Consider the following 16,132-nt stretch of genomic DNA (forward strand, 5'->3'; position numbering starts at 1 on the left):
AATGATTCTTAAGAAAACACTGGTATCACTTCTGAGTTTAACTCTTATGTCAAATTCAATTGTTTTAAGTCAAGCCAGATCGATAGATTATCTCAATTTGGATGATGAGACCTTTATTAAGGAAACGGAGAGCAGAATTGAAAACTACTCTCAGTTCTACAGCAATGATAGAATATACAATTATCAAAACCAAGACTATAGAAGTGTAAATTCTATTTACGATAAATTACTTGAAGAAAATCCAATTGAACAAGTTAAGACCACTAGTAATCCAAATAAAATAATCAGTAATTATGAGTATGGACTTTTAAATGCGGATAAAATATATGACACGAACATGGCAAATTATGTAAAGGTTTATAAAAATGCCGTGGGAAAAGTTGTATTACCAACTTGTGGAAAAGGACAGTCATCAGATGGGTGTGTAATTAGTTCTAAATCAGCTGAAGATAGGGCCATGGATAGTTATGTCAATCCAGGACTTACAAAAAAGAAATATAGTTACTTAATGGGTGATGATGTAAATTGGTTTGACACTTTAGAAGAAGCTGAAAGAGATTATTTGAATAAATCTTTTTATGTAAAAGAAGGTTTATTTTATGAGTACAATGGAAAATATTTTAACGCCTTTAATCAAAATGACTTTGAAAAATTAAAAAATATTTTACCTAATAAAGGATTATATGCCGATGGAGAAAATCTTCCGTCAAATGCCCAAAACGAAATTAAAAATCCGTTGTTTGGAGAAACTGAAGAATTCAAAAAACAATTTAAGGAAGAAATTAGAACAGCTTTTTACGAAAATATTGATGAAATGTTTGGAGGTTATAAACCCAATATTAAAATTAAACTTAATGCCGGTAAAGATGGAAATTTGCAACAAACCTTTAATAGAATAGAGTTTTTAGGTAATTTCAAAGTGGCAACAAACGAATATGATAAAAGTGAGATGACCATTGATATTAAAGACGATTTAAGAGAAACCGGATTTGATTTAAATTCTTTGATTTATAAAATGCAAGACATAAACAGTTATGGTAAACCATAATTAACTGTTAATCGTGGAGTTTGTGCGTTTTTTGCCGATGATAATAAGCATAATAACTACGACTTTGAATATAAAACTCTTTCGGGAGATCTTATTAGATATACAATCAAAACTGAAGATGATGCTTGATGTAAGGGTGGTTATAACAAAGTTAATCTAAGCAAAATTCAGGTGGATTATGAATATGATAAAATTTTGAAGACAAATTTTGAAACTAATAATATATTTTTGAAAAATTTAAATAGTAATAATCCATATCTAGAAAGCATGAAAAATATAAATGTAGATGTTATGTTGAGTGAAATATATGCCAAAACAAGAGTAGATAAGGAAAGATTACTAGAAAACATTTTAAATAAAAAGAATCCATCAAACTGAGATAGAGAAGTACAAGAGCAGTTATTTGAAATGTACTATGAAAAGTGCGCTCAAAAAATTTATGGAGTGGGTTATAATGACTTAATTGAAGACGACTGAGTTTATGGTAGTAAAAAACAATTTTCAGTAGTCGAAAGTCAAAATTATTATAAAAACAATATTTTATACAAACAAATATTGCCTATGGAAAACCAAGACGATGAAATAGAGTATTTAACATCAGCAGGTAACTTCAAAACGTCTTGAAAAAATTGAAGAGACAACTTCTTTTATTTAAAAAACGAAATTAATAACCCTGATTTAAATTTAGAAAAAATGTATTATCTTTCAAATGATAATGATAATGATTTAAACAATTTCTCAGACTTAAAGGGTGATAATTTGGGAAACACAATGCAAGAGGCTAGAAAAAAACAGTCTAATCGCGAAGAAAAGCATATAAGAACAAGACTGTTTATATATAATATCGATGGGGAGTTGGTAACCTCAGATGATGATGAGGAAAATGCATATTTCGAACTAAGAAAAAAAATAAATTTAGAGTCTAAATTCATTTCAGATAGAGAAGCTGCTAATATTAGAAATTTAGAAACTCAGTGAAATGAACTTATTTCTGATGGAATATATAACGTTTATCGATTTAAAACAAAAGATAACATCTACTTATATTTCTCTTCTTTTTCAAATGCATTTAGCTACTATGAAAAACAGTATTCAATAACAAGTAACATTTCTCAAAGAGACGAGCTGGTATATCGTTATAGCTTTAAAATGAATAACAAAGAATATGAATATTTCTGAAAAAATAAATCAGAAATCAAAGAAATAGCTGTAGAAATTAACCAGCTAAGAAAATTAAATTAGAAGAGGTATTTTAAAATGAAAAAATTATTAGCATCAATTGCATCAGTTTCATTGTTAACAACTCCTGTTGTTAATGTTGTCTCTTGCGCCTGAGGAGATCCAAATAAAAAAGTGGAATTAGATTTATGAGATTCACAGAGATATGCAGAAGAATTAAGTGATTTGAAATATGAGATAATCGATAATGGTCAAAGTTATAAATTAACTTCTGAAAAAGTTGGATTAAATATCACAATCAAAGAGCATGAGATGTCTGAAAAAAGATATGCACTGTCAAATAAATCTATTAGAATTGATAATGTTGACATTAACAATTACAGCGATTCGGATGCAGTAGATTACTTCGCCGCATTCTCAGTAGTTGAATCAGAACTACCAAGTAAAAAGGACCTCTCTCAAGATAAATATGAGGAGGGTTATTTCAAAACTACACTTGGGATTGTTGAGGCAGAACTTATAGATGCAAATGGAACACCACAAATAGGTGATCCTTTGTTCAAAAAAAATTTCTATTTTTCCTTTGACGAGATATCGGTTGGTTCATACATGAAAATTATTTTTACCAACGCAGAATTATATTTTTATAGAGAAGAACATAAGTATATATATGATGAACCCAAACCAGTAGGAGAGTTACAAGAAATGCTTTGAGAAGAAGTTATCGCAAGAAGCCTTGATCTTATGACAAATAACGAAAAACAAAGGCAAGAAATTGAATCACATTTTGAAAAATATTTAACAATTGAGATGGATGAAACATATGATCCTTTAGACTGAAAAGGTAATGAAAACAATGATTGATATCAAGCATTAGCAAATAAGTTGGTATACTCATTTAACAAAAAAACTTTCGAGGTTCGATGAGATTTAGACGTTAAAACTAATCAAAAAGTATTGAATAATTCAAAAAACTAAATTCAAAAAAAACTAAATATTAACCAAAATGACGAAACAAAGTTTAAACTTTGTTTCGTTTTTTTATTAATTAGTAAAAAACATTTTTTGCACAAAAGCACCGCCTCTAAAAGTCCTGATAAACACTAATTTTTGAAAATTCATTGCATAATTACTCTAAAAACCCCTTAATGCTTTAAAATTTATTTATAATTTTTAGCATTTAATAGCAAATAATATGGAAATTATATTCTAACTCTGAATATAAAAAAGTATAATAATTTTGGAAAGAAAGATAGTAAAGAGATAGAAAATAATGTTTTTAAAAAAGAATACATTTTTTAATCATGATTTTATTCTCAACAACAAGTTTTTGATTTTATTACTTCACAAGCTGTAAAAAACAAAATTGTAAGTGATGAAAAAGCTTTGATTAATGGTTTTTAAACGAGAGTCTGAGTGTTCGACTGGATTTTAATATGTTTTTGCCATCCCGCATGCACGAATAAAACAAGTGAACAAGTGATCATCTAAAATAAAGTAGACAGTAAAAAAAACTACTTTATTTTAGATACTCATTTTTGAAGGCTTTTTTATTGGACAATATGTTATCTATGCTTCAATAAAATTTAATATTATTTTAGTAAAGGCCAAAAAATAATTAAATTTTCTAATCCACTCAATTTTTTAATTAATTTCTTTTTTTTCTTGCTATTTATTTTTTATAGTATTAAAATATCATTGTCTTAGAATGGAATATATTTATAAGAGTTAAAAAAACTATTTTATCAGTAACCACATATTTATCACTTGGGTCTTGCTCTGTAATCTCGGTTTCTTCCCGGGGATTAATAAAGCAAACGTTTTTGATGTTAAGGAGACACTACTAGAGAACATTTTAAGTAAAACAAATCCACTAAATTAAGTTAGATAACCCGCTAATATTAGAAATTTAGATACTCAGTGAAATGAACTTATTTCTGATGGAATATATAACGTTTATCGGTTTAAAACAAAAGATAACATCTGCTTATATTTCTCTTCTTTTTCAAATGCATTTAGCTACTATGAAAAACAGTATTCAATAACAAGTAACATTTCTCAAAAAGACGAGCTAGTATATCGTTATAGCTTTAAAATGAATAACAAAGAATATGAATATTTCTGAAAAAATAAATCAGAAATCAAAGAAATAGCTGTAGAAATTAACCAGCTAAGAAAATTAAATTAGAAGAGGTATTTTAAAATGAAAAAATTATTAGCATCAATTGCATCAGTTTCATTGCTAACAACTCCTGTTGTTAATGTTGTCTCGTGCACCTGAGGAGATCCAAATAAAAAAGTGGAATTAGATTTATGAGATTCACAGAGATATGCAGAAGAATTAAGTGATTTGAAATATGAGATAATCGAAAATGGTGAATCAGAAAATCAAAGTTACAAATTAACTTCTGAAAAAGTTGGATTAAATTTTACAATCAAAGAGCAGAAGAGGTCTGGAAAACGATATGAACTGTCAAATAAATCTATTAGAATTGATAATGTTGACATTAACAATTACAGCGATTCGGATGCAGTAGATTACTTCGCCGCATTTTCGGTAGTCGAATCAGAACTACCAGACTCAGATGACTTATATGATGATAAATATGAGGAAACTTTTTCCAAACGAACATTAGGGTTAGTGGAGGCAGAACTTATAGATGCAGAAGGAGTACCACAAACAGAAAATCCCTTGTTCAAAAAAAACTTCTATTTCGCCTTTGGTGAGGTCTCGGTCGATTGATACATACAAAATACTCTATCCCACGCAGAATCATATTTTTCAAAAGAAGAGAAAAGGTATATATATCAAGAACCCAAACCAATAGAAGAGTTACAAGAAATGCTTTGAGAAGAAGTTATCACAAGAAGCCTTGATCTTATGACAAATAACGAAAAACAAAGGCAAGAAATTAAATCACATTTTGAAAAATATTTAACAATTGAGATGGACAAAACCTATGACCCTTTTGACTGAAAAGGTAATGAAAACAGAGATTGATTTCAAGTGTTAGAAAATCATTTGGTATATTCATTTAACAAAAAAACTTTTGAAGTGCGATGAGATTTATACGTTAAAACTAATCAAAAAGAATTGAATAATTCAAAAAAATAAATATTAACCATAATAACGAAGCAAAGTTTAAACTTTGCTTCGTTTTTTTATTAATTAGTAAAAAACATTTTTTGCGCAAAACGATCATTTCTAAAAGTCCTAATAAAAAATAATTTTTGAAAATTTATTGCAAAATTAATATGAAAAACCCCTTTAGTGCTTTCAAATTTATTTCCAATTTTTACCGTGTAATAGCAAATAATATGGAAATTATATTCCAATTTGGAATATAAAAGAGTATAATAATTTTGGAAAGAAGGATAGAAAAGAAATGGAAAATAATGTTTTTAAAAAAGAATACATTTTTTTAAATCAAGATTTTGAATCTCAACAACAAGTTTTTGATTTTATTGCTTCACAAGCTGTAAAAAACAAAATTGTAAGTGATGAAAAAGCTTTGATTAAGGGTTTTCTTAAACGAGAGTCTGAGGGTTCGACTGGGTTTGAAGATGGTTTTGCCATCCCGCATGCGCGAATAAAACAAGTGAACCAAGCCGCTGTTTTTGTCATTAGAACTAAAAAATCGGTTGACTGAAACTCAATGGATGGTAAACCAACAAATGTTATTATTGCCTTATTGGTTCCAGAAGGACCAAGCGGAGATGAGCACTTAAGTATTTTAAGCGAAATTGCTACAAAATTGATGAATGATGATTTCAAAAATAAAATGAATTTAGCTAAAACAGAAAGTGCAGTTTTAACCTTATTAAATTCAAAGAATAGTTCGAAGACTTTAAAAACAAAACAGGATTCAACCGGAGTTAAAGTTGTGGCCATCACTGCTTGTATAACTGGTATTGCCCACACCTATATGGCAGAAGAAAAATTGTTAGAACAGTTACCAAAAAATGGTTATCAAATTCGAGTAGAAACTCAAGGATCAAAGGGAGTGGGAACTCCTTTAACTCAAAGCGAAATTCAAGAAGCTGATATAGTTATTTTTGCAACTGATACAAATGTTGATAAAAGTCGTTTTTTTGGTAAAAAATGCTATCAAACAAAAGTTGCTAAAGCGATGAAAGACCCACTAGGAACTGTTCAAGCGGCCCTAGAACTAGGAGCGGTTTTACAAGGAAAAACTAGTTTTGATAAAAAAACAGCCAAAGAACGTGAAGGTGTCATGTCTCATATCATGGCAGGGATTTCTTACATGATTCCCGTTATTGTTTTAGGGGGAATTTGTTTAGCGTTCTCAATTGGAATTGCTAAAGCCATTTGAGGACCAAGTGCAGGAACTGATGGACCTAATGGTGAATATAAATGAGGTATTTTAAATACAATGAGCATCGTGGGGGGGGCAGCCTTCGCCATGATGATTCCAATCCTTGCAGGATTTATAGGAAATTCAATTGCTGGAAGAGCTGCTATAGCCCCAGCAATGGTAGGGGCGTTTTTAGGTAATAATGCTGATAACTTTATGCCACTACCAGGTATTGATGCAGTAGCAACCCCAGCTGGATTTCTTGGAGCGATAGCTGCTGGATTAATGGCTGGATATGCTGTTAAGTGAATTAACACATGAAGAGTACCACGTACTCTACAAGCAGCTATGCCAATATTCTTTATACCAATTGTTGTTGGTTTAGGAATTGGATTACTATTTATTTATGTAATTGGGGGACCAATTGGATGATTAATGGATCAAATTTCAAAAGGATTTTCAAATGCCTATCAATCTAAACTAGGAGTATTTGCTGGTTTAGGACTTGGTATGGCGCTTGGAGCTATGGCTGGTTTTGATATGGGGGGACCTGTGAACAAGATTGCCTTTATCACAGGTTCAGCTCTAATAACTGCTGGTATTTATGAACCAATGGGAGCAGTTGCAGCAGCTATTCCAGTGGCCCCATTAGGAATGGGAATTACCACAATCGTTGTGCCGAGATTTTTTGATAAAGATACTAGAAACTTAGGAATTGCTGCTATCATTATGGGAACAATTGGAATTTCAGAAGGAGCGATTCCGTTTGCAATTCGTGATCCAAAAAGAGCTGTAGTATCAAATGTTTTGGGATCAGCTGTGGCTGGTGCAATAGCAGGTTCTTTAATGGTTACAAACGCAGCCGCTCATGGTGGTCCGATTGTAGCGATTTTGGGAGCAGTTCCTTATGGAATTCAAACTCTATATTTCTTTTTAGCAATCGCTGTTGGGGTAGCTACTACCACATTGGTATATTCATCATGATTATTGCATGATGCTGGAAAACCAGGATCTGTTAAAGAAGCTCATGTAGCTTGAATCGAAGAATTAAACTTAAACTGTAAAAACAAAGTTATGGATTTAAAAAATCAAATTAGTAAAATAAAAAATGAAGGTAGACAAGAAGCTAGAGTAGCTAAACTATCAAATCAACCAAATGAAGAGATAAAAAAACAATATGCTACAAAAATTCAAGGTTTAAAAGAACAAATTATTGAAACTAAAAAAATAAATCAAACCCAAAAAGAGAAAGCTAAAGAAGCTTTCAAAGTGGTTAAAAAAGATGAAAGTTTATTTTTAAAAGATAAAACAGCAGAGTTTAAACAATATTTAAAAGATTCTAAAGTAAATCGTGATTCAAAAATGGATAATTTAAAAGATCAGTATCAAGTTCAAACACAAGATGCAAATAAATTAGAAGTTCAAAATTTTAAAGAAAATTACTCAAATCACAAAGATGAGCTAAAAGATGAATTTAAAAAAGAGGTTCACAACTATCAAGTAGAAATGCTTCAACCATTTGTTGATAAATACAAAAAATTAGTTTAAAACATATTATTTAAAAATGACTCTAGAGTCATTTTTTCATTCTAAGTTTTTGGTAGGTTTTTTTAAGAACAAATAAAGTAAAGCTAATAGAAATATTGTTTTTTAAAATAAAAACGTAATCTTAAAAATTAAAAAGCAGTTGTTATAAAATAACAACTGCTTTTTAATTAGTATTAACTTTTTTGAAAATAAGATAGCTAAGATAAATCATTGCCGAACCAATAATCAACCATAGTATGTAAAATAGTTCATAAAATGGATTGTTTACCAATTTTCCAATTGCAATTACAGATTCATAGTCACTTTGTTTTGGGACTAATCGAAAATCGTAATATTCTCTATCAGCTTTAATTTCATTAAATGCTTCTTGATCCAAAATAGTTCATTCATAATGAACACTATTTAGACTTGAATAGTTTTGAATTTTATTGATAAATTGTTTATATGTTGGGTTGCTATATTTTTTACCACGATACATTCAATTAAAAGATGAGAAGGGGTCAAACATGTTTTTGTTTTGAGAATATTTATTAATTGAATTATACTCATTTAAATCCATTAAAATTTCTTCATTAAATTGCACGCTTGTTCTTAAAATATTTAAGAAGCTTCATAAGGCACTTCTACCACCAAATAAACCCTGAAAATCTTTTTGGATAAATCTATTGCCAATAATATCAAATCCACCAGCTAGATTATCGATTACCATCGCTTCATAGGCTGTTTTTTCAATTTGATCGAGTAGTGCTATTAAGTCCTGATCGGTTTCTTGTTTTTTAATTTCCAAAATGATATCACTCAAACTCATTTCCGACATATTGTGCTTTGGAAAAAATGAATTTCACCTTTCCAATATTTTAAAAGATTTACTTTCCTCATAACTATTTTCGCTATAATTTTGGTAGTCATCTTCGGGCATCAGAATACCATTTAGAAATAATCTTTCATAATTTTCCTTATTAATCAGACTTAAATCACTAATTAAATAATTTATTTTTTCATGTTCCTTAAAAAATGCGTTATAATCTTTGCTGATTTGAAAGTTATAAGTCAACTTTTGAATCTTCAAATCTTTTGACATTTTTTCACTAACTTTGTCGTTAGTATTTAAAACTGTTAATTCAAAAACCGGAATCATGCTAAGTCAAAAGCTTAAAATCAAAGCTAAAATAGCTGTAACAACGGGATTGAATATTAAATTTAATATTAGATAAAAACCCAATAGTAAAAAAAATATTAAGTAAATGAAACCAAAGGCAGTTATATTTTGATTATTAAATGGGGGTGTTGAAAACTGCAGAAAACCAAATGTTAAAAAAACATTTATTATAAAAAAGATTGTTATGTTCATAATCCCAATTACAAAAAAGGGTATAACTCTTGATAAATATGAATTGTAGAGTTTATTACCAGTTCTTTTTTCCAATTCAAATAGTTGAGCTTGTCTTTGACGATAAAATAAATCATAACCCGCCACAATAATTCATACAGATAAATATATAATGAAAACTCCAAGGTACATTGATTCAACAAAAGTTGTTGCAGGAGTGTCTGAAATATTAAAATCTTTGAAACTTTTTGAAAAATTCATTAAGACAAAACTCACAACTCTTAGAGAAATAATTGCAACTCCAAAGGAAATGCTTATAACTCAAAGAGTAATACTTTTCAGCAAATTTAAAAAATTAAATTTCATGATTGGAAATGAAGCAATTTTATCATTTTTATTTGTAATCTTTGCTTGCAACATATTTTTTTAACTCCTCAACTCTATTTGTATGAGAACTTGTGCGATACTTATTGTAGATATCACTAATTTTCTCTTTCTTATTATTTATTTTTTTTGCATATTTAATTTCTCCATCATCAATGAAAATCAAAAAATCAACTATTTCTTGCAACTCTTCGATTATATGACTTGTTATAATAATGGTTTTTCCTTGTTCATTTAACCATTTTAAAATATTTAAAAACTCCTTACGGCTATCCACATCTAGGTTTGCGGTAGGTTCATCTAAAATTAAATATTCACTATCGGTAATCATTGCACAAATAAGCATTGCACGCTTTAACATTCCAGCAGATAATTGCTTTAACTTCTTTTTCTCATATCCTTCTAGTTCGAAAATTTTTACAAACTCTTTAAAACGAGTGGTTACTATATTTCTTGGTATTTTGTATAGCATAGTTTGGTAATATGCATAATCTCTTAAGCGATAATTCAACGGAATAGCATTTGAATCAGGAAAAAGACTGAAATTCAACAAATTATTAGAGCCACTTATTTCTTCGTCTTTATACAAAATTTTTCCTTCATCTATTTTGTACTCTTGAAAAATACACTTGATAGTTGTTGTTTTACCCATTCCGTTATCACCAACAAATCCACAAATTGATCCTTGAGGAATTTCAAATGATACTTTATTTATTCCCTTACCACCTTTGAATTTTTTTGTTACGTTTTCTAACTTTAACATAAATCTCCTAACTCAATAATTTAACACCATAAATGGTGATGCTTGACTCCACGCTTTTTTTGGGTGCTCCCGCAGCATATACAAATCCCTTTGTTCTGCACTCTATGAAAATACCCTCGTTGTTTACAATTGGTCTAATTAAAGATATAATTTGCCAGCTACCAGCTACTTTTTGGTTAGCAATTTCAAAAACAGGATCTCATCAATTAAGTCCTTCAATTTCTCGAATTCTATAATTTCTTATAGTTTCGTTTTTATTTTTAAGAACATTTTGTCCTTTTTTATTTACTGCTTTCGCGCTATATCTTATTTGTATTGTTTTATATTTTCTAAAAAAATCCTTTTTGTCGAAAGCGTAGTCTTCATAATAGATTGCATAGTTAATAGAACTAGAAACATCAAAATGATTTTTTTGAGATCAATTTGCGTAAGTTTTTTGTTTAACATCTACAGATGAATTCGGATGCAATTCATCTACAAATAAAAAATTACTAATAAATCAAAAGTCCATAGTAGTTCCTTCAAAAAAATGACTATTACCTGTTTTAGCAATTAATCTTATCTTCATATTTTTAGAATATTTATTTTTATAGTTTTCCTCGCGAATTAATTCAAATTCGAAAAAATCTTTATTCTTTATAAAAACACCAGATCACTGATACTGGTTCTCGTTAATTAAAATTTCTTCAATCCTTGTTAGTATTAAATCCTTAAAATTATTTGAGAATTTTCCAGTTTCATAACCTTCTTGTAAATTTATAATCGTTTCTGGATTTTTTAATACATATTTTTGTAATTCAAACAAATCGCTTTTATTATTTGGTTCATAAAGCTCTTCTTTTATCTCCCTGACATTTTCAACTGCCAATAAGTTGTTCGATAAAGAAAATGCTGGGCCTGAGCAAATCGCCATTACTCCAATAATATTAAATATTTTCATATTTTTCTCCTCTGCCGTGTGGCTAAAATAATTATACTCCCATTTTTTGTATATTTATATTTAATATATAAAATTTATTTATTAAAATAAGATACGTATAAGTCTTTTCATAAATATTTTTAAAATAAAGCTAGCATTTTTTAATCAGGAACTCTATAATTTAGCAATTCCAAAATAAGTTTTAATAAAATCATGATAGTAATAAGGACTTTTCTAACTTTAAAATTTATTTTAATCTTTTTAACATTTTCTGAATCTATTGATTAAATATGTGCTACTATTTTTTAATGAGATATATTTATTGCAAAATATTTATCTTTAAAATTTTTTAACTTAAAAGAAGAAATTTCAGTTTAAAGGAATATAATGAAGGTGTAAAATTATAAGTTTACAAGCATAGAATATTTTGAAGAATATTTATGAAAAAAGTAATTCCATTAATTGCCATAATGGCGATGACATCACCAGCTGTTGTGAATGTTGTAAAAACAAAGTCACCACAGCAAAGTGCCGTATCAACTTATCAAGAAGAAGATGTATCTTCTCGGGCTCGTGCCTTGGCCCTGCCTTTTAGCCTGCAAATCCATGAATCAGTTACTTCTGGATGAAATAACGATATTAACAATCGAGGTAATAGAAATGTTGCCAATTTATCAAATTGAGCCAGAAACCAATCAGAACTAGTTAACATGTTTCCTACTTTTTCTTTTGCAAGAGAAAGATCTTTTGGTAATGTTTTGAGCATACCAAGAGAAGGACAAACTGATATTAATTTCAGATTTTCAACTAGTTTGCTGTTCAGTAGTGAATTTCGCCCAATATTAGAGGTAGAAGATCGCAGTGGTCTTGCATGACAACAAATTGGTTCTTTTGTGAGATATAGTATGAATCCCCAAACTATGGACTTGAATGTTTCTTGGGACTTATGAGCAGGTAGCAGAGCCACAACAAGTAGCGCATGAGTTACTTACGAGGTTTCTAGAATTTACTTCTGAGAGAATTAATGTTCATTACTTAAAAATTGAATAATTATAGGATAATTTATATGAAAAAATTACTACCAATTATCGGAGTCTTAGGCTTAAGTGCTCCAACAGCTATTAATTCTGTAAAACCTGAAGTTCAAACTCCAAGAAACTACAGTACAAATAACAATTTAGAGTTAAAAAATTTTAACGGTTCTTTGGTTTTGCCAGTGGAAATAGATGTTAATGAGACTATCTCTTCGGGATGAAATGACTTAAATACTAATCGTGGAAGTAGATTTGTTGCCAATCTTAGTCAATGAGCAAATAATATTACTGAGTTTATTCAAAGATTTCCTACATTTAGTTACATAGACCAAGCGGCTTTTGGAAATGTATTAGGACAAGACCGATTTGTGCATCCCGCAAATGACCAAAGATTTTCAACTATTGACTTATTGAACAACTTTAGACCTACACCAACTTTAGATATTACTGAAAGAAACGGTCTGGCGTGACAACAAATTGGTGCAAGAGCAATGTTTGAACTATTTGATATGAATTTCAGCATAGGTTGAGATTTGTGATCTGGTAGCCAAGCGGCGTATAGTCGTCCTTGAATTAGATACGAAATAAAAGATATTTGATTCTATCAAGCTAGCTAAAAACTTTAAAAATAAATAAAAACTACTTAATTTAAAAAACAAAATTAAGTAGTTTTTATTTTGGAGTAATAATTGACTTCTTATAAACTATATTATAATAAGATATTTTTCTAAGTTATTAATTAATAATTGGAATATTATTCTAAATATATTAAATAAAATTACAATAATTTGCAAATAAACTAAAATAAAAAAGATAGGAGATAATTATTTTGAAAAAATGAAAAATATATTTAGTGCCACACACGCACTGGGATAAGGAATGGTATTTCACCAAAGAAGTTAGTGATGCTTATTTGGTTGATAATATGAAGCAAATTATTGAAGCCAATGATAAAAACGAAAATGAAGCCCCGTTTGTCTTTGATGCTCAATATTCAGTAGTTGATGATTTTTTAAACTTGTTTCCTCATAAAATAGGAAAAGTTAAAAAAATTATTAAAGATAAAAAGTTGGTTGTGGGTCCTTGATACACCCAAACTGATATGTTTAATGCCACCGGGGAGTCAATTGTTAGAAATCTACTAATTGGAACAAAGTTAAGTCAGAAACTTGGTAACTCAATGAAGGTTGGTTATCTACCTGATACTTTTGGATTTAATTCAAATTTACCTCAAATAATTGCCAAAACTGCAAATAAAGGAATTATTAATTGAAGAGGGGCTGATGATGAATTGTTGCAAAATAACCTTTTCAATATTTGAGAAGCAGATGATGGAACTCGTCTACCAGTTTACTCATTTTATAAACACGGTTATTTCACAGGAGTTGGTGGTTTGTTGCAACAATACAACAAAAAATGGTCTAAAGCTGAAAACTGAAAAGAGTGAGATCCAGTAACTAGAGCTAAAGAACATGCTGCTTACTATATAAAATTTGCTGATTCAGAATTGGATTTTTTAAAGACAAAAGCCAGGTCTTCAAATAATAGAATATTAATGCCCGTTGGATCGGATCAAATGCCAATGGTTTCGGGTTGAACCCAAATTGTGGAGGAAATGAATAAACTAGATCCTATTCACGAATGAATTCTTGGGGACTTTGAAAACTTCATGGATGACTTAATCAGCGATCCTGTAGTAATGAATGATGCTAACGTAATTAAGGGTGAGTTCAGAAATGGAAGATTTGCTCGAGCTCATAAAACTATTACATCATCACGATATGATATAAAACGCTTATCAAAAAAAGTTGAATACCAAATTTATAATGAATTAGAACCGATGTCAGTAATTTTTAGTCGACTTAATGGTGAATATCCATTTGAAATACTACTTGAGGCTAGTAAAAAATTAGTTTCCTCTCATGCTCACGATAGTCTTGGAGGATGTAATACTGATGAAACTAATCGCAGTATTTTAAATCGTTTAGAAGCGGCTAGTGCTATTGTAGAATCTCAAACCACACTAATCAAAAAAAGAATTTGTGATGCTTTGGGATTAGGAAATGGTAATTTGATTATTTTTAACACCGCTCCTTATTCTAGAAAAATTGAGAATACTTTTGAAATTCACACAAAAGAACAATTTTTTGAAATCTTTGAAGAAAATGGACGTCCAGTGGAATTTAGTGTTGTGAGTCAGAAGTTCTTTAACAATGATGAATTCTCAATTCGCGAAGATAGTCATATTTATGGTAATGGGTTTCAAGAAAATCAAGGTCAAGTTGATGACGGACCGATTAATGCGACAAATATTTTGTTAGAAGAAAATATTAAGGGTAAATACACTACAATTATTAAATTTAATCAACAAGTTTCAGGATTAGGGTATAAAATATTAAATGTTTTAGAGTCAAAAACCAATACTTTCAAACTTAAATTTACTAAGCAGGGAAATACAATTGAAAATGATTTATTCAATATTAGTGTCGATGGGGACATGAATTTTAAATTAATTGATAAAGTTAATAATCAAAATATAAATAAAGCGTTTAAACTAGAAGCTAGCTTTGATGCTGGAGATACTTATGATTTTTCTCCTTCACATTTTAATCAAAAACAAATTCAGAAATTGACAGATTTTAAAACTTATACAGAAGATAATGGTCAAATTAAAATTATGACAATTGAAGCTAACTATCAAGTGCCCAAAGTTTTGGATTCATCTGATTTAATTGATCAAACAATTAAAATACAAATCATTTTAGAAAATGATTTAATCAATTTCAAAATAAATATGATAAATCAAGCCGCAGATATTCGTTGAAGATTTATAAGCAATACTGCTGTTTTAGACACTCAGCACTCGTTTGCAGATCAAAGTTTTGCGATGGTAAAAAGATTAATAGATAATCCAGTACACAAAAAATCAATTGAAGAAAATTGAGTAGATGTAGCTGTGGAAATTGAAGCGATGGAATCAATGGTAGCTTTGAAAAACAATGATTTCTCTCACGCTATTTTCACCAAGGGAACTAACGAATACCAAATAATCGGTGATGATAAAAATCAGATTGCTTTAACTCTATTCAGGGCGGTATCTTATATTGGAAGAAGACATTTAATTTATCGAAAAGGTCGAGCTTCAGGGGTAGACGATTACCCACATGCAACTCCAGAAAGTAATTTAAATATTCCATTAGAATTTGAATTTGCTATAAATATCTCAAAAAATTTAGACACGCAAAATAAAAAATCAAAAGAGTGATGTTGACCAGATACTTACTATCAAACTCAAACTTCGAATGTCTTCCATTGAAAAGGGGATACTTTTGTTATGACTCAAAGAAAAATCCCAGCAATCGGGGAAAGAGAATTGTCATTAGTTGACATAAAAGATATTAATAATTTAGTTGTCACAACAGTTAAAAAATCTTGAAATCAAAAATTTGATATTGTCAGACTTTACAATCCTACTAGACAAAGTATTTCAATTGATACTTCCATTTTTAAAGGTGAGGTTGATCTACTTGATAACAAAATAAAAAATTTCAATTCTGAAATTAAACCAAATGAAATAAAAAGCTATATCCTGAAATAAGAAAGGGGATAAT

11 protein-coding genes are annotated in these 16,132 nt (G+C 29.3%); 8 read left to right on the top strand and 3 right to left on the bottom strand.

What is annotated here, in order from left to right; translation table 4 throughout:
- The first annotated feature begins 1 nt into the window (after window position 1).
- The 5 genes from AACK87_RS01275 to AACK87_RS01295 all read left to right on the top strand — a co-directional run bounded on the left by AACK87_RS01275 (window position 2) and on the right by AACK87_RS01295 (window position 8,091).
- Window positions 2-1,048, top strand: coding sequence for a hypothetical protein (locus AACK87_RS01275; RefSeq protein ID WP_338972774.1), 1,047 nt, complete (start codon window positions 2-4; stop codon window positions 1,046-1,048).
- Window positions 1,049-1,243: 195 nt separating this feature from the next.
- Window positions 1,244-2,290, top strand: a complete 1,047-nt coding sequence (locus tag AACK87_RS01280; RefSeq protein ID WP_338972775.1) for a hypothetical protein — start codon at window positions 1,244-1,246, stop codon at window positions 2,288-2,290.
- Between the two features lie 15 nt (window positions 2,291-2,305).
- A complete protein-coding gene (locus tag AACK87_RS01285) occupies window positions 2,306-3,205 on the top strand; it encodes a lipoprotein (RefSeq protein ID WP_338972776.1) in 900 nt (299 codons plus the stop codon).
- Between the two features lie 1,225 nt (window positions 3,206-4,430).
- Window positions 4,431-5,342 carry a lipoprotein gene (locus AACK87_RS01290; protein WP_338972778.1) on the top strand — a complete coding sequence of 304 codons (912 nt, stop codon included), beginning with the start codon at window positions 4,431-4,433 and terminating at the stop codon, window positions 5,340-5,342.
- A gap of 271 nt (window positions 5,343-5,613) precedes the next feature.
- The gene (locus AACK87_RS01295) at window positions 5,614-8,091 is read left to right on the top strand and encodes a fructose-specific PTS transporter subunit EIIC (protein ID WP_338972779.1); all 2,478 of its coding nucleotides are present in this window, start codon (window positions 5,614-5,616) and stop codon (window positions 8,089-8,091) included.
- A gap of 163 nt (window positions 8,092-8,254) precedes the next feature.
- On the opposite strand, the gene AACK87_RS01300 is transcribed toward AACK87_RS01295, so the two are convergent.
- Genes AACK87_RS01300 through AACK87_RS01310 form a run of 3 tightly spaced genes read right to left on the bottom strand, consistent with a single transcriptional unit; the run spans window position 8,255 to window position 11,508 of the window.
- A complete protein-coding gene (locus tag AACK87_RS01300; RefSeq protein ID WP_338972780.1) occupies window positions 8,255-9,841 on the bottom strand; it encodes a hypothetical protein in 1,587 nt (528 codons plus the stop codon).
- The gene (locus AACK87_RS01305; protein ID WP_338972781.1) at window positions 9,816-10,568 is read right to left on the bottom strand and encodes an ABC transporter ATP-binding protein; all 753 of its coding nucleotides are present in this window, start codon (window positions 10,566-10,568) and stop codon (window positions 9,816-9,818) included. The genes AACK87_RS01300 and AACK87_RS01305 overlap by 26 nt, the downstream gene beginning before the upstream one ends.
- A gap of 7 nt (window positions 10,569-10,575) precedes the next feature.
- Window positions 10,576-11,508: a hypothetical protein gene (locus tag AACK87_RS01310; RefSeq protein WP_338972782.1), complete on the bottom strand. Its 933-nt coding sequence runs from the start codon at window positions 11,506-11,508 to the stop codon at window positions 10,576-10,578.
- Window positions 11,509-11,927: 419 nt separating this feature from the next.
- On the opposite strand from AACK87_RS01310, the gene AACK87_RS01315 reads away from it, so the two are divergent.
- From AACK87_RS01315 to AACK87_RS01325, 3 genes are all read left to right on the top strand, one after another.
- Window positions 11,928-12,512: a hypothetical protein gene (locus AACK87_RS01315; protein ID WP_338972783.1), complete on the top strand. Its 585-nt coding sequence runs from the start codon at window positions 11,928-11,930 to the stop codon at window positions 12,510-12,512.
- A 41-nt stretch (window positions 12,513-12,553) separates the two neighbouring features.
- Complete coding sequence (locus AACK87_RS01320; RefSeq protein ID WP_338972784.1) at window positions 12,554-13,138, top strand: hypothetical protein; 585 nt, start codon at window positions 12,554-12,556, stop codon at window positions 13,136-13,138.
- 212 nt (window positions 13,139-13,350) lie between these two features.
- Complete coding sequence (locus AACK87_RS01325; RefSeq protein ID WP_338972785.1) at window positions 13,351-16,119, top strand: glycosyl hydrolase-related protein; 2,769 nt, start codon at window positions 13,351-13,353, stop codon at window positions 16,117-16,119.
- Window positions 16,120-16,132 lie beyond the last annotated feature (13 nt).

This window comes from Spiroplasma endosymbiont of Panorpa germanica (assembly GCF_964019765.1).
Taxonomy (GTDB): Bacteria; Bacillota_I; Bacilli_A; order Mycoplasmatales; family Mycoplasmataceae; genus Spiroplasma_B.